Source organism: Archangium sp. (assembly GCF_057119385.1).
Map to the genome: position 1 here is coordinate 1 of NZ_DBNGVP010000076.1, position 22,711 is coordinate 22,711.

The window sequence follows — 22,711 nt, forward strand, 5'->3', positions numbered from 1 at the left end:
TGGTGCTCAAGCTCAACGCCGGGCAGGACGCGGCGGCTCTGAAGGACCTGCGGGTGAGCCTCATCTCCTCGTCGGCCTCACCTGGATACATCGCCATGCAAGTGGAGCAGACCGCGTGGTCCAGGGCCCCCGACAGACAGTCCGTGGAGTCGCTGGTGTTCACCTTCGAAGGTGTGCGCGAGGCGGTGCGGCGCATGGCCCGCGCCGTCCCCGAGGACTATGACTCTCGCCCCCAGTCGCGCCTGCGGTTGGGCGTAGCGAGCGCCGCCGTGGTGTGCGCCCTGCTGCTGGCGCTGGTGTGTCTGGTCCCCGAGTCCCGACCTCCGAGCGACCCGGCGCCATCGACGAGCGCTCCGCCTGCACCCATGAGCTACGAGGAGCCCATGGCATCAGATGCGACCGTGGATGTCACGGTTCTTCTCGATGCGCCTGCCGTATTGGTTCAGACTGTTAGCTTGAGCCCCTCCGCCATCACCTATCCGATCCCCAAGAAGCCCTTCCGCAATCAGGCCAAGGTCCCCTGCCTGCCCAGGAAAGGCGAAGTGGAGATCAACGGCGGATGCTGGATCGAGTTGGCGAAACGCCCCCCCTGCTTCGAGGACCAGGCCGAGCACCAAGGCAAGTGCTACATGCCCGTCGCCGAGCGACCAAAGCCCGAGCCGAGTGCCATCCAACCGTGACATCAGGCTTCCCGCGTCGCATGAGCGCGGGGCTAACACGAACCGAGGGAGAGCCACACAGACGGGATAAGCCCGGCCTACTTCGGCGGCATGACGTCGGACACGTAGAGGTACGTCGGGCTCGGGTTGTTGCGACGCTCGACTCGGAACACGTCGGTGGCGAGTCTCCGGGCCTGTTCAGCCGTGGCCAGACCAAAGTCGAAGGTGCGTCGTGGATTGGAAACGAGGAACCCGACCCCCTCATCTAGCCTGATTCGCGCCTCTTGCCCATCCGCCCACCGAAGAAGCAGCGTGCGCGCGTGCGCGACCCCCTCCCTCGTGTCCACTTGCAATTGGAACGACCAGCCCTTGAGCAAGGCAGAAAGCACGGCATCACGCTCCGCCGTGCGCATCCAGTCGTGCTCCACCTGGCGTCCCGGCCTCAGGTTGGAAGACTCCTCGAGACGCGTGGTGCGCAAGAGCACCTGCGTGTTGGAAGTGATGACACCGGGCCGTTCAGCCAGGGCTTGCACCAGTTCCCGCACCAAGCGAACCGTGAGTGGGGAGCGGACGTACCGGTCTGTGTAGGAGACCTCCACGAGGGGCACCTTCTGCTCCAGGCGCGCCTTCAGGGTAGGCGCCTTCCGGCAGACCAAGTCCCAGAGACGCCGGCCGGCGGTGTGTATGGGGCCGTCCAACTCCCCACGGATGGGCAGTTCGTGCAGGCCTCCAGGCATGGCGGGGCGAAGACGTGCCTCGGAAACAATTGTCCCCTGAAGGCTGGGAAGCGACGCCTCCTCCGCAATGTGCACGCAGTGCTCGCCTCCCCCCCCCGTGCCCCAGCGCTCTCCGGGGGCCTGGGCACCACCCGAGGTCCATGCCCAGCGCCAGTGGCGTTTGTCTCCGCCCACCTCTGCGGCCAGCGCCAGCCCGTTCACGGAGGGCAATTGCTTCATGGTGCGAACCTCCACCCTCGCCACGGAAGCCAATCCCGCAAGAGGGCTGAGCACTGACTCACCCAATTGGGACAAGTGGGCCTCCGGCAGGAGGAGACGGATGACCCGCCCTGCCCCCGCCCACTGCAGGAGCCGCGACCGCAGAGGCCACATCACCACATCCCAATCCGCGGGAGTCCCCCCCAGGTAGAGCCGTAGTTCGGTCGCTTCCGCACGCTGCATTTCTCGCGCGAGGGCGTCCTCCAGCAGTTCGTACTCGAGCTGCGTCTTCGCACCAAACACATTCCAGGCGGATGGCAGCTCGAGTCCCTGGAGAAATGTCGGGTCGAGCAGGGACAGGGCCTTGTGCCGATCCAACCGCTCCACATCCCGCTGCGTGTCGTAGCTCAGCAAGCAGGCATGGCACGCGGCATCGCATTGACGAGGGCACTGCAGGATCTTCCGCGCCGCATTCAGAAGCGCCGGCAGGTGGACGCCAGCGTTCGTCGCGTACCCCGCTCCTCCCGAAGCAGTGTCGTACAGGATGATGGAGCGGGTGGGCTCCCCTCCGGCGGCGAGCGCGGGAACAGCAGCCCACCCGAGCTCGCGCTCATTGATGCCCAGCTTCTTCGCCAGGGCCTCGCGCAGGGCAACGGCCACGGACGCGGCCGTGATGTCGTCGATGAGCGGGAGAGCAGTCTGGGTGTCCGCGAGTTGCAACTCGAACACGTCGGTGCGCACGGTGGCACCCAGCCACTGGTGGCGCTTGACGCCGAATTCCCGGAGGTTGCCCTGGCACTGACCATCCTCCAACCGGGCCTTCCCGCCACGCAGCGGCGCGTGACCGCGAATCCCTGGAGGCAACTCCTCCCCATCGCTCTCCTCGGACTCGGTCCGGCCGCAGACCAGGCAGATAGCGAAGCCTTCCGCATGCGTACCACCGTTGCGGAAGAAGAGCTCTCCATCGTGTGCGGAGCGGAAGCGGCCCGCCTCGCTCCGGGGCAGGGCGAGCCAGGCCCCACCGCCGGTGGAAATCCAGGGGGGCCGGGGCGGCACGTATGTCTGGGCCGACAGGTCCGTATGCGTCTTGTAGGCCAGGGGGACGGCGAACCCCGCGGGCTCCAGGTAGGGAATGCGGCGCAGCAACTTCGCGTCAGCGCCGCACGCAGGACATGCCTCGACCTGGGCACTGCTGGAACCGGTGGCCCCACAATGACACCGCCAGGCCGTCCGGAAGGACTGCAGTTCGTTGAACTGCTGGTCCGAGGCCGGGATGTGCCAGTTCAGCGTCACGCCCCCTGAACGGTAGACAAGGCCGTCCACCACCACGTCCGTCCCCGGCGCGTACTCACGCAGCGCCATGGGCAGGTCTCGGGAGGGATATCCGCGACGACGTGTAAGCGGCTGGGCATTTTCCACGCCCGCCCCGTCCGCCTTCTTCTGCTTCCGGGCCTTCTCCTCGCGCTCGAGTTGCTCGCGCGTGGTGTTGACGAACGAAACCACCCCGGTGGGAAATCCGTAACCGGGCAGGAAGCCGAGCGAGGACAGCTCCCCCAACAGGTACTCCCCCTCGACACGGCCCAATTGTCGGGTGAGGGCGAGTTGGGGCGCCGATGCGGCCTGGCCGTCCTCCTTCACCGGACCGCCTGCAAGTTGGAGCTGCTCGGTGAGCGCTTCCCATTCGGAGCGCCAGCGATTGCGCGCGCGCTCCATCTGGTCCGCAGTGCCCGCGAGCAACCGCGGCTCGGGAATGCCTTCCAGGAAGGAGCCAGTGACGACACTTCGGATGCCACTGGTCAGCCACGGATCCGCCAGGGCGCCATCGTTCTGGCGCAGCCAAGCCTCGAAGTGCTCGGCGGGGCTGGAGCCCCCTGGCACCGGGCGGAAGAAGGTTCCCGCCCGAAGCGCCAGGCCGTTGGCCCCCTGGAGCGCAATGAAGCGAGTGAGCGCGAGCGCGTTGATGTGCCGCTGGACGATGGGCTCGCTCTGCAGCGAGACGCGGGGGACGAAGATGGGCGTGACGAAGGGCCACATCGGGTTGCGGAAGACTGCCTCACCGTGTGGGACGGCCTTGCACAGGGTGAGCGTCACGGCTGCGGTTTCCTTGCGCCGGCCCGCGCGGCCCGCGCGCTGCAGGAAGTTGGCGGGCCCGGGGGGAGCGTTGTTCATGGCCACCGCGGACAGGCCGCCGATATCCACCCCCATCTCCATGGTGGTGGAGCAACTCAGGACGTTGATGTCCCCCTGCTTGAAGCGGTCCTCCAGCTCGCGCAACCGCTTACCGCTCTGCTGAGCAGAGTGCTCCGCCGTCTCGAAGTACTCCGCCGAGGCCGCCAACCGGTCGCTGAACTCCGTCCACACGCCCCGCGCTCGAAGCGCCCGGACGCGCTCGTCCCCCTCCAGCCACGCCCGGCGCTCATGCATGGGGATGACCCGATCCGCCGCATCCCTCCCGTTGGGATAAGCGAGCTGCGGCATGAGGATGCGCTCGCACTTCATCTCCTCGGAACGCAACTCTGGAGTGAGGTAGGGCGTGAGGCCATAGAAGGCGGTGTCCAGCACCCGCCGGGTCACCGGACACAGCCACGCCTCGTTCACCGTCGCCAGTTCGGCATGCCGGGCGAGGTTCATCTTGCGGCCGTCCGCGAACTGCTCCAGGAGACCCAGGCGCAGAAGCGTCTGCCAGGCCTCGAGCAACAACTCGTTGATGAAGGCGCGATCCTCATCGGAGTCACGACTCAAGCCGAGCGCATTGGCGAGCAGGAGCGGTAGGCGGGCCCGGGTGTTCTTGGACGCGAGCGGCCAGAGGAAGAAGCGCTCCATCACGGGAGGCCGGGTAGCGTTCGGCCCGAGGAGGAACTTGGGCTTGATGGCCACGCCCATCCAACGGAGGAACTCGTCATCGAGGGTCACCGCCGTCCGGCCGCGGACGATGAAGTCGATGGCCACCTTGAGGAAGTTACGCCACTCCTGGATGGGGAGACTGCGCGCGCGCCAAGCAGCGGGGGCATCACGCGCATCCAGCCGATCCACCGCCGGATAGCGGATGGCCACCAACCCGAGCGTCTCCAGCGAGCTCTGCCGCTTGGGGCGGCGGATGAGCTCGCGGAAGAGCGAGAACCGGGCGAAGTCCTTCGGCTGCATCTCCTCACCCGCGCGCCGCTGCCACGCCGCATACATCCAGTCCTTCACGGCCGTATCCTGGAGCAGCACCTGGACCGCCTCATCCCAGGAGAGCCGGCCCTCCGCAGGAGCGGACAAGCGGTCCAGCTCAAGCTTCTTCTGGTCCAGCATGCCCGCGATGATGGGGTTGGTCGCCGCCAGCGGCTCGAGCGTGGAGACTTCCTTGCGGAGCAGCTCCACGGACGGGCCAGAGCCGGACCGGGCAGCGGCGCGATCCGCTTGGAGCTTGTGGTAGAGCAGTGTCCGGATGCGATTGCGCTCCGCCTCCAACTGCGTTCCGAGCGCAAACTGCGCGCTTCCCTGGCGGCTGTCCGTGAAGGTGATGAGGCGCCGCCCCTCGAAGGGATGCAGGCGCTTCGTGTCGTGGAATACGGGAACGTGTTCGAGCAGCGTCGGAATGGCCACCCCCAGGAAGAAGGGGCCGCCCGCTCGCAGCGCCCGGAAGAGCTGACCCGGTTCCTGCTCGCGCTCGAGACAACGGCCGCAACGCAAGGCGCCGTCAGGAAGCAGGTAGCGAACGACAGCACCCGCAGACGGATCCACCAATGCGCCCGTTGCTGGCTCCAGGTGGCCGGTCCTCAGCTCGCACAGCTCCGCGCGCCCGTAACGGCCGAGGAGCCGGAGGCCGACCGTCGATGCCGCAGACGGGCCCTCCTCCTCGTCGTCATTCTCGAGTTCGCTCTCCACGCTCTCGTCCAGGGCGGCGTCCTCCTGCGACAGCTCGTGCTGGATGAAACGCCGCTGGACATCCTCCCGAGAGCCTACCTCGCGCGCCAGGAGGTACTCCGCGCCACAACCGCCGCAGAGCACCATCTGGAAGACCTTCGCCCCGCACTCACAGTGCTCCCGGCGCTCGAAGTAGATGCGGCCAAATGGCCAGTCCGGGCTGGTAAGCGGACCCTCCCGCTTCGAGCAATCCGACCGGAAGCACGCCCACACCCCACGCTGGGTGCGGTGGAAGAAGTGTGCGCGCAGCGGAAGAAAGGGATTGTCCTCCAGCACCGCCGAGCGCGCCACGTCCAACAGGCGCAACGTCTCCTGCCTGTCCGTCTCGGTCACGTGCTCGACGGGCCGGCCACGCAGCTCAGCAGCCAACTCGGAGAGAGGACGAGCCTGCCCCTTGGCGAGCAGTGCGCGGATGCCGCGAGCCCTCGGAGAGCGGACCAGGGTGCGGAAGCGCTCCGCGGGCTCCTGCGCTCGGAGCGACTCCAGAGCCGGAAGTTCCTCCGACCGCGCGGCATCCGCTTCGGGCAGCGGAGGAACGAAGCGTTTGCCCTCCACGACGTGGACCAACTCCTCGCGAGTGCCCGCAATATCCGCGAGGAAGCGGCGAAGATCCCGGCGCGCGGTATCGCCGTCCGTCCCGCTCAGCGTCGCCGAGGTGGCCACGAAGCGCACGTCCCGAGGCCGGACGCCGAACGCATGCAGGACACGCCGCAAGAGCAGCGCGACCTCCGCAGCCTGCGAACCAATGTAAGTGTGGGCCTCGTCCAGCACCACCCAACGCAGCATCCCCTGGGACTGCTCGAGGATCGGCTGGTCCTCGTGCCGCACCAGCATGTACTCCAGCATGGTGGCATTGGTGACCAGGAGTGGCGGAGGTTCCTTGCGCAAGACGCGGCGACTCAGCACCTCCTCGGGCTTTGATTGCTCGAGCAGGGATTGGGCGTCGTTCGGAGTCTCGCCGTTGTAGAGACAGAAGCGCACCTTGCCCTTGAGTGGCCGCGTCCACCCGGACAGGCGCTCGCGCTGGCTGTTGATGAGCGCGTTGAGCGGGTAAAGGAAGAGAGCGCGCACTCCGGTGAGGCGTCCAGCGGTGCGCGCCTCTCTCAGCAACGAGCTCAGGATGGGAACCAGGAAGCATTCCGTCTTTCCAGAGCCCGTTCCACTCGACACCACGGCGGACTGGACCTGCTCCGCCAGGAGGATCCGCCAAGCCTCCTCCTGGTGCGAGAACGGGTGGCGGTCGCGAGGGAAGCAGACGTCCGGGTTCTCCGCCTCGGCCATGGCCTCCACCAGGGAGGGAGCCAGCAGACTGCCAGAGAGCGTCTGCATGACATGCGGGGAGGTGCGCCACCCGAAGGTAGCCTCCAGCACCGGCTCGGACAGGAAGCCGCCAGCCGTCCCGACCGGGACGTCCAACCGGCGGAAGAGCTCCCGCCGCAGTGGGTCCGAAATGGGCCCCAGCTTGCTGACCACCGCGCGCGCAGCACGGTGCCCGAGTTCCTCCGCCAGCGTGGTGAACAGTTGCGTACCGAGGACCTCGCTCATCACTTCTCCTCGTTGAGGCAGATGGAAGCCACGTAACCGAAAGCGAAAGAGAACCAGCTGGGGTGCAGCTCGCGCAGGGTGCGCAGGGCGAACTGCGTCTCTGCGGGTAGCCTCTGGTCGTAGACCACTGACAGCGCTGCGAGCACGGGGGCATTCAGTAGGGGAAGGGACTCGGCAATGCCCTGCAATGGAGCAAAGATGTACCGCTGCGCGCTAGCGGAGAAACGTCGCAAAGGCGCCTCGAAGGACGATCCGTAGTTCGACACGGACGGCCAGGGGACGTCCGCGTGCACGCGGCGCAGTTGCCGCAACTCATCATCGAGCGCCAACCGGAGGGGCTCGGCCACCGCAGGTGCCGGACCAGGACGCTTCCGCACCAAGGACGGGTCGCGGCCAACAATCCGGCGGCCCTCCCGCGCGGGAGGCATCAACTGCTTCCCCACCCACTGGAGGACCGCCTCCAGCCCGGCGAAGCGGCTCTGTGCCCCCCTGCATACGTCCTCATACCGCTCGCGGAGCATCAGTTCGAGGCTGGCGCGGAGTTCCGGGGTGAAGGCCGACGCCGAACCGAGCCAAGCCCTCGCCGCTTCCAGCCACGCCCGCGCGGGGACGAGCGGCCATTGAAAGGGAAGCTCCTCGAGCCCCACCCAGACGCGGCCGCGGTCCGGCTCCGAAAGGTGGAACAGGGCGAGCGTGGCTGTCCGAGGATGGTCTACCAGTTGCCGGACGGCGTCGAACGTCTCGGGGGGCAGTTGCCCCACACTGCGCAGATACGTGAGGAGCGTAGGCCAGTCGGGATGGTTCGCGTCGCCGCCAAGCGCCTCAAGGGCGGCGTCCAGTTCCGTCTTGCGCCGCTGGGGATGGGAGACACAAACCGCGCGCTGGAGGGGACCGAGTACGGGCGCCCCGCTCTCCTCCCCTCCGGAACGAACGCTCCAGAGCAGTGGGCGTGCGCGGTACCACCCCCCTTCCCGGCCCGTGACAAGCCAGGGGCCTGGAGCCAGGTCCGCGGGCACGCGCCACGTTCGGGGGCCCACTCGCTCCAGCGCGCGCTCAGGTGCCGCGGGATGGATGAGCGGACGGAACTCCACCGAGAGTGCCTCCGGCGCGGCCGCCCCCGCCAAGTCGTCATCCGCCAGCCGCACCACGGACGCCTCCCGGTCCGGAGTCAGCCGCAGGTCATAGCGGCCCACGCGGAGCACCGCGGGGCGCATATCGCTCGCCCCACGGACCCGGAGCCGCAGCTCGTAGAACGCGTCCAGGCCACCGAAGCTCGCGAGCCTCTTCGCCAGCGCGGACTCGAGTTCCCCGAGGTTCAGCTCGAGGGTTCCCGGGGAGATGCTGCGGAGGGGCACCTTGAGGCGAAAGAACGGATCCAGGTGATGGGCCGTCCCGCCTGGAGCCGCATCCAACTCTGCCGAGGCCTGGAGTTGTGAGGTCCTGACCAGCGCACGAACGCGCCCAAGCCGCTCCAGCGGCACGAGGGTCCCATCCTGGAGGGGGCGCGCCGAGGTGTCGGTGAAGCCAACCAACTGCCGTGGAAAAGGCACTTGAAGCGAGCAGGACTGCCCTCCGGGCCAACTCACATCGAGCAGCACATGGTCCGGTGCTTCGCCGTCGCAGCGAAGCAGGACCTCGCTCCCCGTCCCGAGTGTCTGGACGTCCGCGTGAACATGAGGGACGGGTGGCACCTTCACGGCGGCCATTCCGAGCCCACCGATGCGGAGGCGACCCTGACGGGCCCCCTCGGGATGCGATTGCAGCGAGGCCCCGGAAGGCAGGACGAGCGCCCGGGTCTGGAAACGCAGTGCTCCCCCGGAGACATAGCGAAGATGCACGTCGCCCAAACAGGCTCCGTCTACACGCTGCCACGTCTTCGTTCTCGCCGAGCGGTACTCAAGCTCTCCCTTGTCGCGGCGCTGCTCGACTCCCGTGGAGAAGCTCACCCGGAGAGCGGGGACGCCGAGGAACCCGTCCACTCCCGGGAGCAACTCCACAGGCTCCGTCTCCAGGCGGCAGTGCTGCGCCTCGTCCGTGGCGGCGCCTGTGCTCACCTGGCAGGTGCCGACATCCGCGAGCACCACCTCCACGCCTCCATGCACCCGGAAGACCTCACGCTCCAGCACGAGCGGACCGAGGCGCTCCCAATGAGCCCCAGGCCCCCGCATCGTCAGGATTGCGCCCTTGGGAACAGCGACCAGGAGTTCGGGGACACGAAACCGCCCGGAGCCCGTACCCGCCAGACGCCAGGACCCCTCTGCTCTGGCCTGAAGGTCAGGGACGAAGAGCCAGGGCAGCTCGCCGAGCTCCTCGCCCCGAGGCAGGACGTGCCGTCCCAGTTCCTGACCCGAGGACCACGCGGACAACAAAACCGGCCCGATCCACGTATCCCCCGACAGTTGCACGGAAGTGCCGTGGGACGTCTCCACCAGGTACTCGACATCCGAGAGCTGGGTCAACATGGCTAGCGGCAGCCTCGTGCCGTCGCGTGCGAGGGCGATGAGCTGCAGGCGTGCGGGAAGCTCCGCCTGCTTGAGGATATGGGCGAGCCCGGAGAGAGAGAGCCGGCGCGGCAGGGAGACGGCCCGTTCGAGGACGTAGCCCTGCTGCCACGGAAGCAGCCGTGTGGTGACCTTCAGCTCACCCTGACCGGCAACGGGCTCGTGGGCAGCCTGGATCAGACCGCGCAGCAGCATCTCCGCGGTCTTGTGATGCAGATCCAGGGGCAAACGCTCCCTCCAGTCCGGCACTCGAGCGTCAAGGGCTTGGTAGGGGTCCTCCTCGCCCCGGACCTGTCGCTGGAGAAGCACCACCCCGGCGGCAAGCTCGGCGCTGAGCGTGAGCACCGTGTCGTTCTGGAGGGACGTGGGCAGGACATGGCGGGAGCGCTGTGCCAACTCCAGCGCGGGCAGGTTCGGCTCGGGGAAATCTCGCACCTCCTGGATGAGACGAAGAAGGAAGCGCCCCACATGAGTGTCCGGCCGTTCCACGAGCCGGAGCGGCATGCCGCCCTCGAGCGCGAGTGACAGGAGGTACTCCTGACGTCCGCCGCGCTCACGGACGCGCCGATTCCAGAAGCGGAGCCCCCGTTCGGTCAGCTGGGCAAGCTGGGCGTGAGGCACCTCCCCCCCCACTCCCATGGCATCAAGGAGTCCCCTCCAGGTCCAACCCCCTTCGCGGTAGTCACGGCGCCACCACTCCGCGGCACAAAGGCAGAACAGGGCCGCTGTCGCACTGTCCGCGGCGCCATCCAGCCGTCCCCGAAGCCGTTCGCGCAGCAATTGCCGGAGTGCCTCAAACTCGGAGTTCTCGCAGCGATAGCGGAAGAGCAGCCGGCCATCCGGCAACCGCTGTGAAGCCACCCGGCGCCGCTCCAGGAAAGACTTGAGCCAGACGTCGAGGGCAATGGACATGCTGCCTGCTCCGGGCAAGTGAGGACATTTCAGGCGATCATCGGAAAAGAACTCCGTCCGATGAGGGGGCGAGCCCACGAGCGACGCTACCTACGCACCCCGTAGCAGCTCGACTCATGTCACCCAATCTAACATCGGCGACGATCCGGGCCATACCACCCAGGGAGTACGCGGGAAGCGCCCACATCACGGATAGAACCGTGGTCACCCACGAAACAACCGGGGCCGCTGGGAGGAACGCGGCCCCGGTGGGGTACGGCAATGCTGACAGAACTGCCTAGAAGATCTCCTCGAGCCACTCGCGCATGCGGCCCTTGACCTTCTTGTAGACGTTCTCCTCGCGGATCCGGAACATCCGCCGGTCCAGGTGCTTCGCCCCGTACACCACCAGGCCCACGCCCGTCGCGTACATGGGGCTCTTCACCACGTCCACCAGTCCGCCAATCCCGCGCGGCATGCCCCGGCGCACCGGCAGGCCAATCACTTCCTCGGCCAGCTCCGGCATCCCCGCCAGCAGCGTCGAGCCACCCGTGATCACCACGCCCGACGCCAACAGGTCCTCATAACCGCACTTCTGGATCTCCCGGTGCACCAACTGGAAGATCTCCTCCACCCGCGGCTCCAGAATCTCACACAGGATCTGCCGCCCCAGCACCCGCGGCTGCCGGCCGCCCACGCTCGGCACCTCGATGGTCTCGTCCTTGTTCACCATCGACGCCAGCGCGCACCCGAACTTCTGCTTGATCCGCTCGGCCTCGTGCGCCGGGGTGCGCAGGCCAATCGCGATATCGCTCGTCAGGTTGTTGCCGCCCAGCGCGATCACCGCCGTGTGCACGATCGACCCGCCCGAGAAGATGGCGATGTCCGTCGTCCCCCCGCCGATGTCCACCAGGCACACGCCCAGCTCCTTCTCGTCCTCGCCCAGCACCGCCTCGGCCGACGCCAGGGGCTGCAGCACGATGTCCGCCACGTTCAGGCCCGTGCGGTTCGCGCACTTCACGATGTTCTGCGCGCTCGACACCGCTCCCGTGACGATGTGCACCTTCGCCTCCAGGCGCACGCCCGCCATGCCCAGCGGCTCCTTGATGCCGCCCTGGTCATCGATGATGAACTCCTGCGGCAGGACGTGGATGACCTCCCGGTCCAGCGGAATCGCCACCGCCTTCGCGGCGTCGATGACGCGGGCAATGTCCGGCTCGCGGACCTCCTTGTCCTTCACCGCCACAATCCCCTGCGAGTTGAAGCCCTTGATGTGGCCACCGGCGATGCCGGTGTACACGTGGGAGATCTCCGCCCCGGCCATCAGCTCGGCCTCCTCCACCGCGCGGCGGATGGAGGACACGGTCGCCTCGATGTTGACCACCACGCCCTTGCGGAGGCCCTTCGACGGGTGCGTGCCGATGCCGATGATGTCGATCCCGTTGTCGGTCAGCTCGCCGACGATGGCGCAGATCTTCGTCGTGCCGATGTCGAGGCCGACGATGATCTCCCCGGACTTCTGCTTCGCCATGACAACCCTCCCAGGCCCCCCACTCTCGTGAAAGGGGCTCGTTCCCTACTGCGAGGCCCCGCTCCTCTCGGACGCGGGGCTCGAAAGCTTCACCGCCACCCAGCCGGGCCGCGCCCGGTTCTCCAGGTGGATGATCTCCGCGGACAGGCCGCGGGCACGCAGCTCCTCGCGCACGCGCGAGAGCCTCTGAAGTTTGGCGTCCGTGTCCCCCTCCCCCAACCGCGCCTCCGTCCCGTCCGCCAGCACCAGCACCAGCCCCTCCGCCCCCACCCGCACCTCGCTCAGCCGCTCGCGCTTGACGGGCTCGGTGGCCGCGTAGGCCCTCGCCACCTCCAGCGCCTGGCGGAAGCGCTCGCGCGTCTTCCCCTCGTCCGCCAGGTACCCCTCCCGGTCCATGCCGGAGATGAGCGGCAGATCCAGCTTGTCGCCGGGCTGCAGCCGCTTGAAGGGCTCGCCGTCCTCGTCCACCAGGTACAGGTCCCCCAGCACCGCCAGCGCGGCCGGCACGTGCTCGGACACCTCCACGGACACGCTCGAGGGGAAGTGGCGCCGCACCTCCACCGTCCGCACCCAGGGGTGGGCGGCCATGGTGCGCTCCAGCATCTCCACGTCCAGCGCCCACAGGTTCTGCCCCACCGTCAGCCCGGACAGCTTGAGCAGCTCGCCCGGCGCGGCCCGCTCCAGCCCGCTGAAGATGGTCTCCTTCAAGAGGAACGTGGGCGAGGTGAGCGCCCAGCGGCGCAGCTCGATGCCGCCCCACACCAAGGCGCATGTCAGACCGGTCAGTAGAATCGCCTTGAGCACGCCGGGTCCGTGCGAGCGCACGGCTCCCTTCACCGCCTCCTTCGTCTGGGCGGCATCCTGGCGACGACGATTCTTGGACTTACCGAAAGCCATGGTGTGCGTCGGCGCATGCTGCGCCGGGTTGGATCTCCACGCCAGTTTTTCGCTACAGCCACGTCGCTGTAGCGCCCGGGAGCCCTGAAGGGGCCCCGTACGTCCACTTCCACTCTGGGGAGGGGGGCCCTCTCAGGCCTTGAGGCAAGCGCCTTGCAGGAGGCGCTCGCACAGGCCCGGGAAGTCGATGCCCCGGCCCGCGGCGATCTTCGGCAGCAGGCTGGACTCGGTCATTCCGGGCAGCGTGTTGATCTCCAGCAGGAAGACCTCACCGGACGGCGTCAGGATGACGTCCGAGCGGGAGCCTCCACTGCACTCGAGCGCGCGATGGGCGGCAAGGCAGACCTGGTTCACGCGCTCATACTGATCCGGCGGGAGGGGGGCGGGGAAGAGGTACTGTGTCGTTCCGCCGGACTGGTACTTGGCCTGGTAGTCGTAGAACTCCCGGGCGGCCACCACCTCGATGACGCCGAGGGCCTCGTTGTCCAGGACGCCGCCCTGCACCTCGCGGCCCTTGATGTACTGCTCCACGAGGATGGAGCCGGCCAGCTTGGAGGCGTCCTCGACGGCGGCGAGGTACTCGTCACGGCTCTTGCAGATGTGGACGCCCACGCTGCTGCCCTCGCGGGAGGGCTTGACGACGACGGGGAGGCCGAAGGGGAGCGAGTCCACGGCGGCGCGGGCCTCGTCGCCGGAGCGGAAGGCGCGGTACGGGGGGGTGGGGATGCCGTGGGCGATGAAGACCTGCTTGGCGAAGACCTTGTCCATGCCCAGGGACGAGGCCATGACGCCGCTGCCCGTGTAGGGGATGAACATGCACTCGAGCAGGCCCTGGACGCAGCCGTCCTCGCCGTAGCGGCCGTGGAGGGCGATGAAGGCGACCTCGACCTTCTCGGCGGCGAGGCGCGCGGGCAGGTCCTTGCCCACGTCGATCTCCACCACGTCGTAGCCCAGGCCGCGCAGGGCCTTGGAGACGGCGGCGCCGGTGCGCAGGGACACCTCGCGCTCGGAGGAGAGGCCCCCGAACAACACACCCACCCGCTTCCGCTTCAGCTCGTCCTTGGAGAAGCCGCTCATGGCTGGAAGACCCCTACACGCTTGACTTCGGGTTGGAGCTCGACACCCCGCTCCTCGCGCACGCGAGTCTGCATCAGGGTGAGGAGCGAGAGCACGTCGTGGGCGGTGGCCCCGCCCAGGTTGACGATCCAGTTGGCGTGCAGGGTGGACACCTGCGCGCGGCCGATGATGTGGCCCTTGAGGTTCACCGACTCGATGAGGCGCCCGGCGAAGTCGCCCGGCGGATTGGCGAAGACGCTGCCGAAGTTGGGCTGGCTCAGCGGCTGGCTCCGCTTGCGGTAGGCGAGGTCCTCGTCCATGGCCTTCTTGGAGGCCTCGAGGTCGCCTTTCGGGAGCAGGAAGCGGATGCGCGTCACCACGCCGCCCCTGGGCAGCTCCGTGTGGCGGTAGCCGTGGGGAATCTGGGACTTGGGAATCCACCCCACCCCGTCCGCGGTGGCGACCTCCACCGCCTCCACCACGCGGTAGCACTCGCCATTCTTGGTGCCCGCGTTCATGGTGACGGCGCCGCCCAGGGTGCCGGGGATGCCCGCGAGGAACTCCGCCCCCACCAGGCCGTTGGCCCGCATCTGGTTGCAGAGCCGGACGATGGCCGCGCCCGCGCCGAGGGTGAGTCTCCCCTCCTCCGCGCCCACGTCGGCCAGCTCGGGGAACAGATCGCCCGGGAGCTTCACGGTGACGCCGGGGATGCCGCCATCGCCCACGAGGGTGTTGGCACCGCCGCCGAGCACGGTGAGGGGCACGCCCTCCTCGCGCAGGAAGCGCAGCAGGGCCACCAGGGCGTCCGGAGAGCGCGGGCGGACGAGCGCCTCGGCCGGGCCGCCCACGCGCACGCTGGTGAGGGGCGCGAGCGGCGCACCCGCCGTCACGTCAACGCCGGACAGGCGCCCCAGCCGCTCGGGCAAGGACGATGAGGAGAATCCCGCCGCCATGCCCTAGTCGCCCTTCGCCGTGCCGTGTTGCTTGAGGAGCTCGACGAGCTCGGGGCCCACCTGGGTGATGTCGCCCGCGCCCAGGGTGAGGACGATGTCGCCCTCGCGCAGCCGGGGCAGCAGCGTCTTGGCCAGGTCGGTGCGCTTCTCCACGAAGGTGACGTCGCGGTGGCCGTGGGCGCGGACGGCGTCGGCCAGGGCGTCGCCGGTGGCGCCGGGGATGCGATCCTCGCCCGCGGCGTAGACGCTGGTGACGAAGACGACGTCCGCGTCGTTGAAGGAGGTGGCGAACTCGTTCAGCAAGTCATGCGTGCGCGTGTAGCGGTGGGGCTGGAAGGCCACCACGGTGCGCCGGCCGAAGGCGCGCCGGGCGCCCGCGAGCGTGGCCTGCACCTCGGTGGGGTGGTGCCCGTAGTCGTCCACCACGGTGACGCCGGCCACCTCGCCGCGCACGGTGAAGCGCCGCTGCACGCCGCCGAACTCGGACAGGGCGCTGCGCACCACGTCCAGGGGAATGTCCATCTCCTCGGCCACGGCGATGACGGCCAGGGCGTTGAGGGCGTTGTGCGCGCCCACCATGCGCACGCGGAACTCACCGAGCGGCTCGTCGCGCCGGAAGGCCTCGAAGCGGGTGGTGAAGCCCTCCAGCCGGATGCCCTCCAGCCGGTAGTCCGCCATGTGCGAGCTGCCGTAGGTGACGAAGCGCTTCTCCAGGCGCGGCAGCAGGGACTGGACGTTGGGGTTGTCCAGGCACAGCACGTTGAGGCCGTAGAAGGGCACGCGGTTGCAGAAGGCCGTGAAGGCGTCCTTCAGCTTGTCCAGCGTGCCGTAGTGGTCCATGTGCTCCGGGTCGATGTTGGTGACCACGGTGATGGACGGGTGCAGGTGCAGGAAGCTGCCGTCGCTCTCGTCGGCCTCCACCACCATCAGCTCGCTCTGGCCCAGGCGGGCGTTGGAGTCGAGCACGTTCACCTTGCCGCCCACCACGGCCGTGGGATCCAGGCCCGCGGCGGACAGGACGGTGGCGACCATGGAGGTGGTTGTGGTTTTGCCATGGCTGCCGGCGACGGCGACGGCGTACTTGAGCCGCATCAGCTCGGCGAGCATCTCCGCGCGGGGGATGACGGGAATCTTCCGCTGGCGCGCGGTGACGACCTCGGGGTTGTCCTTGCGCACCGCCGAGGAGATGACGACGACGTCCGCGTGGACGAGGTTCTCCGCGCGGTGGCCCTCGAAGATGGTGGCGCCCATGCCCTGCAGGCGGCGGGTGATGTCACTGGCCTTGAGGTCCGAGCCGGACACCTTGTAGCCCTGGTTGAGCAGCACCTCGGCGATGCCGCTCATGCCGATGCCGCCGATGCCCACGAAGTGCACGTACGCGGCGTGGCGCGTCTTGAAGAGGCTCGCGGGCCTGGCGGGGCGGGTGTTCGTCACGGATGTCATCTCCTCAGACCTGCTTCTCGTTGCCGCCCGGCTGCGTCTCGCCACCGCCGGGAGGCTTCTCGCCGCCGTTGGACTTCTTGGGCTTCTTCGGGTTGGGGTCCTCGCCGCGGGCCTCGGCCCGGCCGTAGGGCCCATACGTCTTCACCATCAGGTCCACGAGCACGTCCGCCAGCTCCTTGGCGGCCTCGGGGCGCCCCAGCAGGCCCGCCTTCTTCTCCATCTGGCGGCGCGCCTCGGGGTTGTCCTTGAGGCGGCGGATCTCCGTGGCCAGCTGCTGCCCGGTCAGCTCCGACTCGCGGAACATGAGGGCCGCGCCCGCCTTCACCAGCGCATGGGCATTCACCTCCTGGTGATTGTCCGTGGCGAAGGGGAACGGGATGAGGATGCTGGCCTTCTTGGCCACCGTCAGCTCGGACAGCGTGGTGGCGCCCGCCCGGCAGACGACGAGCTCCGCCTTGGCGTAGGCGCTGGACATGTCCTCGATGTACTCCACCACCTGGGCCTGGCCGTCGAAGCCCTTGTCCGCGTAGCCCTTGCGCACCGTCTCCAGGTCGTTCTTGCCCGTCTGGTGGATGATGTGGAGCTGGTCCTTGATGTCCTGGAGGTGGTCCAGCGCGTCGATCATCCGCTGGTTGATGCCGCGGGCGCCGAGGCTGCCGCCGAAGACGAGCAGGGCGAACTTCTCGTGCGCCACGCGCGAGCGCAGGAAGTTCTCCATCAGCTTGCGGCGGATGGGGTTGCCCACGAGCTGCACCTTGCGCGAGGGGAAGAAGCGGGCGGCGTCCTCGAAGGCGGTGAAGACGACGCGCACGAACTTCCCGAGCACCTTGTTGGTGAGCCCCGGCAGGGCGTTCTGCTCCTGCACGGCGGTGGGGATGCCCATCAGCGCCGCGGCGAGCACCACCGGGCCGCTGGCGTAGCCGCCCACGCCCACCACCACGTCCGGCTTCTGGCGCTGGAGGATGCGGATGGACTCGATGAAGGCCATGGGCAGCGCGAGCAGGCCCTTGATGAGGCCCACCAGGCCCTTGCCCTTGAGGCCCTGCGCCCGGATGGTCTCCAGCGGGTAGCCCTCACGGGGAACCACGCGGGCCTCGAGGCCCCGCTCGGTGCCCACGAAGACCACCTTGTTGGCGTGATGGCGCGTGACCACCTCTTCGGCCAGGGCAATGCCCGGGTAGAGATGACCGCCCGTACCGCCTCCCGCGATGAGCACCTTCACGCCGCCACCTCCCTCATGTCACCGCCGGAGCGCAGGGTCCGGTTGCCAGCACCTTCCGCGCTGGCACTGAGCGAGAGCAATACACCGGCCGCCCCCATGAGCACCACCAGCGAGGTGCCTCCGTAGGACACGAAGGGAAGCGTCAGTCCTTTAGTGGGCAACAGCCCCATGGCCACGCACATATTGACCGTGGCCTGGAAGGCGATGATGGAGGTGAGGCCCAGGCCCAGGTACGTGCCGAACGCCTCCGGCGCCGCGAGGCTCGCGCGGATGCCGCGCCAGATGACGATGCCGTAGAGCGACACCAGCAGCACCACTCCGACGAGCCCCAGCTCCTCGCCGATGATGGCGAAGATGAAGTCCGTATGGGCCTCGGGGAGGAAGAAGAGCTTCTGCCGGCCATCTCCCAGCCCCAGGCCGGTGAGGCCGCCCGAGCCGATGGACATGAGGGACTCGGCCACCTGGTAGCCGATGTCGTGGCGGTGGGCCCAGGGGTCCAGGAAGGCCAACACGCGCTTCATGCGGTAGGGGCTGGTGGCCACGGCCGCGTACGCCAGGGGCAGCGCCAGCAGCACCGAGCCCACCAGGTAGCTCAGCTTCGTGCCCGCGGCGAACAGGAGCGCGAAGAGCAGGAACACCAGGAGCACCGAGCTGCCGAAGTCCGGTTGCAACATGCACAGGCCCACCAGCAGGCCGCACAGCATCAGGTGCGGGAGGAAGCCCACGGAGAAGCTCGCCACCTTCTCGCGCTTCTTGGCCAGCGAGTAGGAGAGGTAGACGACCCAGGCGAACTTGGCCACCTCGGCGGGCTGCAGGCCGAAGCCCGGGAAGCGGATCCACCGCCGCGCGCCGCCCGCCGTGGTGCCGACGCCCGGGATGAGCACCAGCACCAACAGCACCAGCGTCACCAGCAGCAGCGGGTACGCGAGCCGCGCCAGCCGGCGCCAGCCCAGCTTCATCCCCACCGCCATCGCCACCACGCCCATGCCGGCCGCCATCAGCTGCCGGTTGAGGAAGTAGAGGCTGTCACCCAGCTTGTCCTGGGCCATGACGGCGCTCGCCGAGTACACCATCACCAGGCCGAGCGAGACGAGCGACAACACGGCGCACAGGAGCAGCGGGTCGAACCGCACCGGGGCGGAGGACGGAGCGGCGATGGCCTTCATGGGCTCAGAGCTCCCTCACGAGGCGTTTGAACGTGTCGCCCCGGTGCTCGAAGTTCTGGAATTGATCGTAGGAAGCGCATGCGGGCGACAAAAGTACAGTGTCGCCGGATCCTGCCAGGGCCTTGGCCCGCCGTACAGCTTCCGCGAGCGTTTCGCAGGCGTATACGGGACAGCTGCCCTCGTACGCCTGGGCGATCGTCCCGGCGTCCTGGCCGATGGTGAGCACGCCCTTCACCTTGCCGCGGCCCTCGTCGACCATGGGCTGGTAGGGAGCGCCCTTGCCCTTGCCACCGGCGATGAGGAGCACGTCCTTCTGGAAGGCGCGCAGGGCCACCAGCACCGAGTCCACGTTGGTGGCCTTGGAGTCGTTCACCCACTCCACGCCATCCAGCACGCGCACGCTCTCCAACCGGTGGGGGAGGCCCGGGTAGCTGTCCAGTCCGGCCTGCACCGCCTCGTGCGCCACGCCGGCCAACCGCGCCAGCAGCGCCGCCGCCATGGCGTTCTGCGCGTTGTGGGCCCCGCGCAGCGCGCGGTTGGTGAGGGAGAAGGACTCGCCCTTGTCCCCTGCCCCCTCGAAACGGAAGCCGCCGGGCTGCACCACCGCCATGCCCGCGAGCTTCGGCGCCGCGGCCACCGGACGCCCGGTGAGGCTGAAGCCGTAGACGGGCACCTTCGCCGCCTCGGCCAGCCGCAGCACGTGCGCGTCGTCCGCGTTCACCACGACGAAGTCACCCTGCGCCTGGTTGCGGAAGATGCGGGCCTTGGCCTCGCCGTAGGCCTCGTGGCTCGCGTACCGGTCGATGTGGTCCGGCGTGAGGTTGAGGAGGGTGGAGCCCCGGGGCCGCAGGGTGTCGATGCCCTCGAGCTGGAAGCTGGAGAGCTCCACCACCAGCGCGTCCCAGTCACCGGGGGACAGGGCCGCCTCGGCCAGCGGGCGCCCGAGGTTGCCACCCACGAAGGTGCGCCGGCCGCTGCGCGAGAAGAGCTCCCCGGTGAGCGCCGTGGTGGTGCTCTTCCCGTTGGTGCCGGTGATGCCGATGAGCGGCAGGTTCGAGAGGTAGCGCCAGGCCAGCTCCACCTCGCCCCAGACGGGCACGCCCGCGGCGCGAGCCTTCTGGATGTCCGGCAGCGCCAGCGGCACGCCCGGGCTCACCACCACGAGCTGCTGCGACTCCAGCAGCCCCGGCGGCGTGGGGCCGGTGACGAGCGTCACACCCTGCGCCTTCAGCTCGCGCGCCGTGTCGCCCAGGGCCTCCTCGGTGCGAGCGTCCAGCGCCGTCACCCGCGCGCCCTTCGCCTGCAGCAGGCGGATGGCGGCCAGCCCGCTCTTGGCGAGCCCATACACCACTACCTTCCGGTCCTTCAGGTCGGGCGTCATGCGCGCCACCCCTCCACACTGCCTACCGAAGCTTGAGCGACAGAATCGCCACGCCTCCACAGAGGATGGCGACGATCCAGAAGCGGACGATGATCTTCGGCTCGGCCATGCCCTTCAGCTCGAAGTGATGGTGCACGGGCGCCATCTTGAAGACACGTTTGCCGGTGAGCTTGAAGGACGTCACCTGGATCATCACGCTGAGGATCTCCGCGAAGAAGACCCCGTGGATGATGGCGGACACCACCTCGTTCTTGGACAGCACCGCCAGCCCGCCCAGGGCACCGCCCAGCGCGAGCGAGCCGATGTCCCCCATGAAGACGGAGGCCGGGTAGGCGTTGAACCAGAGGAACGAGATGCCGGCACCCACGATGCTGGCGCAGAAGACGGCCAGCTCCGCGCCGCCGGGCACCTCGGGGACGCCGAGGTAGCGCCACAGGGGCACACCCACCAGCCGCGTCACGCCGTTCACCGTCTCCACGTCGGCGATGCGCGTCAACGAGCCCGCCACGTAGCAGAGGATGGCGAAGGTGGAGGCCGCGATGATGGTGGGCATGATGGCCAGGCCGTCCAGACCGTCCGTCAGGTTGACGGCGTTGGAGGTGCCCACCACGACGATCCACGCGAAGAAGACGTAGAACCAGCCGAAGTCCGGGTTGAACCAGCGCGTGGGCACGAAGGGCAGCGTGAGCTTCGTGTCGATGAGCAGCCTGGGCCCGGTGAAGGCGCCATCCGGCCCCGTCCACGCGCACATGATCCCGAAGACGGCCACCAGGTAGAAGACCGTCTGGAGGACGATCTTGTACCGGCCGGCGAGCCCCTTGGAGTTGCGCTTGGACAGCTTGAGCCAGTCGTCCAGGAAGCCGATGAAGCCGTAGCCCATCGTGAGCACCAGCGCCGCCCACACCGCGCGGCTCTTCAGGTCCGCGAACATGAAGGTGCCGAACGCGATGCACATGAGGATGAGCGCGCCACCCATGGTGGGCGTGCCCTTCTTCTTCTGGTGCGTGTCCGGGGTGTCCTCGCGCACGTTGCTCTGCCCGTGCTGCTTGAGGCGAAGCCGGGCGATGAGCCGCGGGCCCACGAACATGCCCAGCAGCAGCGAGGCCACCGCCGCCGCGACGATGCGGAAGGTGGGGTAGCGCAGGAAGTTGAGCAGCCGCGCGCCTTCCGTGCCCTGAATCCACTCGTAGATGAGGAGCAGCACCTAGTGGCTACCTCCAGGCGCGGCGGCACCCGTGAGGCCCGCCACGACCCGCTCGAGCCGCATGCCACGGCTCGCCTTGACCAGCACCACGTCGCCCGCCTTCAACCGCGGCTGCAGCCAGGCCAGCAGCGGCTCCACCTCGGTGAAGTGCGCCGCCTTGTCACCCAGCCCCGCCGCCTCGTAACCCTTGCGCGAGCGCGGCCCGAAGAAGGCCACCAGCTCCGCCTTGCCCGCCGCCAGCGTGCCCAGCGCCGTGTGCTCCTCCAGCTCGCCGGGCCCCAGCTCCAACATGTCCCCGAGCACCGCCACCTTCCGGCCACCGGGCTGCACCAGCGAGCGCAGCGTATCCAGCGCCGCCGCCATGGAGGCCGGGTTGGCGTTGTAGCAGTCGTCCACCACGGTGATGCCGTGCAGGCCGTCCACCACGTTGAGCCGGCGCGCATACGGCCTCGCCGCCTCCAGGCCCTTCACGCACTCCTCGGGGGAGTACCCGAGCGCCACCGCCAGCGCGAAGGCCCCCGTGGCGTTGAGGGCGTTGTGCTCGCCGATGAAGGACAGCTTCACCGGCCAGTCCTTCCCCTGGTAGTGCACCGTGACGGCCAGACCCTCGCGGCCTCGCGGCGTGACGCCCGCCAGCCGCACGTCCGCGTGGGCGGCCCGGCCGAAGGTGAGCTTCTTCGCCCGGCTGCGCGCCGCCTGCGGCGGAATCAGCGGGTCATCCACGTTCACCACGGCCACGGCCTCGGGCGGGAGCTCGCGGAACATCTCGCCCTCCGCCTCGGCCACGCCCTCGATGCTGCCCAGTCCCTCCAGGTGCTCGGGCTGGATGATGGTGATGACGGCCGCGTCCGGCTTCGACACGCGGGTGAGCCGCTCCATCTCCCCGGGACGGTTCATCCCCATCTCCACCACGGCCGCCACGTGCGAGGGCTCCAGGCGGAACAGCGTCAGGGGCACCCCCACCTCGTTGTTGAGGTTGCCCTCCGTCTTCAGCGCGGGACCCCGGACGGCCAGGATGGCGCCCACCATCTCCTTGGTGGTCGTCTTCCCGTTGGAGCCACCCACCGCGCCCACCGGAATCCGGAAGCGCTCGCGGTGCGCGCGCCCCAGCCCTCCGAGCGCCGCCAGGGTGTCCTCCACCTCATAGAGAGCCAGGCCCTCCGGGAGTGGGGGAAGCGCCCTGCCCTTCTTCACCACGGCGCCGGCCGCCCCACCCCTGACGGCCTGCGCGAGGAAGTCGTGTGCATCGAAGCGCTCGCCCTGCAGCGCCACGAAGAGGCACCCGGGCACCAGGGCCCGCGTATCGGTGCAGACGGCCGGGAACTCCGCCGCGGGCGTACCGCCGCGACGGGTGGCCCCGGTCGCCTGCACCACCTGCTCGTCCGAGAATCGTACGGGCATAGAGAGGGTCCGCGCTC

General features: G+C 68.7%; 13 protein-coding genes. 1 reads left to right on the top strand and 12 read right to left on the bottom strand.

From position 1 onward, the window contains the following. On the top strand, positions 1-680 hold a 680-nt coding region (locus AC16DP_RS18210; protein WP_483956812.1), incomplete at its 5' end, for a hypothetical protein. 77 nt (positions 681-757) lie between these two features. Here the strand turns inward: AC16DP_RS18210 and AC16DP_RS18215 are convergent. The 12 genes from AC16DP_RS18215 to AC16DP_RS18270 form a co-directional block, all read right to left on the bottom strand. Continuing rightward, on the bottom strand, positions 758-7,048 hold the full coding sequence (locus AC16DP_RS18215; RefSeq protein ID WP_329725765.1) for a DEAD/DEAH box helicase: 6,291 nt from the start codon (positions 7,046-7,048) through the stop codon (positions 758-760). Next, entirely contained in the window at positions 7,048-10,461 is a 3,414-nt protein-coding gene (locus AC16DP_RS18220) for an STY4851/ECs_5259 family protein (protein WP_329725766.1), read from the bottom strand. Before AC16DP_RS18220 ends, AC16DP_RS18215 begins: the two co-directional genes overlap by 1 nt. Before the next feature lie 277 nt (positions 10,462-10,738). Continuing rightward, positions 10,739-11,971: a cell division protein FtsA gene (gene ftsA, locus AC16DP_RS18225; RefSeq protein ID WP_047859677.1), complete on the bottom strand. Its 1,233-nt coding sequence runs from the start codon at positions 11,969-11,971 to the stop codon at positions 10,739-10,741. 45 nt (positions 11,972-12,016) lie between these two features. Then, entirely contained in the window at positions 12,017-12,868 is an 852-nt protein-coding gene (locus tag AC16DP_RS18230) for a cell division protein FtsQ/DivIB (protein WP_329725767.1), read from the bottom strand. Between the two features lie 132 nt (positions 12,869-13,000). Continuing rightward, positions 13,001-13,945 carry a D-alanine--D-alanine ligase gene (locus AC16DP_RS18235; protein ID WP_329725768.1) on the bottom strand — a complete coding sequence of 315 codons (945 nt, stop codon included), beginning with the start codon at positions 13,943-13,945 and terminating at the stop codon, positions 13,001-13,003. Beyond that, positions 13,942-14,877 (bottom strand): UDP-N-acetylmuramate dehydrogenase, encoded by a 936-nt coding sequence (murB, locus tag AC16DP_RS18240; protein WP_329725769.1) that lies wholly within the window; start codon positions 14,875-14,877, stop codon positions 13,942-13,944. The genes AC16DP_RS18235 and murB overlap by 4 nt, the downstream gene beginning before the upstream one ends. Before the next feature lie 3 nt (positions 14,878-14,880). Beyond that, the gene (gene murC, locus AC16DP_RS18245; protein ID WP_414640665.1) at positions 14,881-16,311 is read right to left on the bottom strand and encodes a UDP-N-acetylmuramate--L-alanine ligase; all 1,431 of its coding nucleotides are present in this window, start codon (positions 16,309-16,311) and stop codon (positions 14,881-14,883) included. 13 nt (positions 16,312-16,324) lie between these two features. Then, positions 16,325-17,542: an undecaprenyldiphospho-muramoylpentapeptide beta-N-acetylglucosaminyltransferase gene (murG, locus tag AC16DP_RS18250; RefSeq protein ID WP_329725771.1), complete on the bottom strand. Its 1,218-nt coding sequence runs from the start codon at positions 17,540-17,542 to the stop codon at positions 16,325-16,327. Then, positions 17,539-18,708 carry a putative lipid II flippase FtsW gene (gene ftsW, locus AC16DP_RS18255; RefSeq protein WP_329725772.1) on the bottom strand — a complete coding sequence of 390 codons (1,170 nt, stop codon included), beginning with the start codon at positions 18,706-18,708 and terminating at the stop codon, positions 17,539-17,541. The genes murG and ftsW overlap by 4 nt, the downstream gene beginning before the upstream one ends. A gap of 4 nt (positions 18,709-18,712) precedes the next feature. Beyond that, a complete protein-coding gene (murD, locus tag AC16DP_RS18260; RefSeq protein ID WP_329725773.1) occupies positions 18,713-20,089 on the bottom strand; it encodes a UDP-N-acetylmuramoyl-L-alanine--D-glutamate ligase in 1,377 nt (458 codons plus the stop codon). A gap of 22 nt (positions 20,090-20,111) precedes the next feature. After that, positions 20,112-21,293, bottom strand: coding sequence for a phospho-N-acetylmuramoyl-pentapeptide-transferase (gene mraY / locus AC16DP_RS18265; protein ID WP_329725774.1), 1,182 nt, complete (start codon positions 21,291-21,293; stop codon positions 20,112-20,114). Continuing rightward, positions 21,294-22,694 (bottom strand): UDP-N-acetylmuramoyl-tripeptide--D-alanyl-D-alanine ligase, encoded by a 1,401-nt coding sequence (locus tag AC16DP_RS18270; RefSeq protein WP_329725775.1) that lies wholly within the window; start codon positions 22,692-22,694, stop codon positions 21,294-21,296. It lies immediately after the preceding gene. Positions 22,695-22,711: the final 17 nt, after the last annotated feature.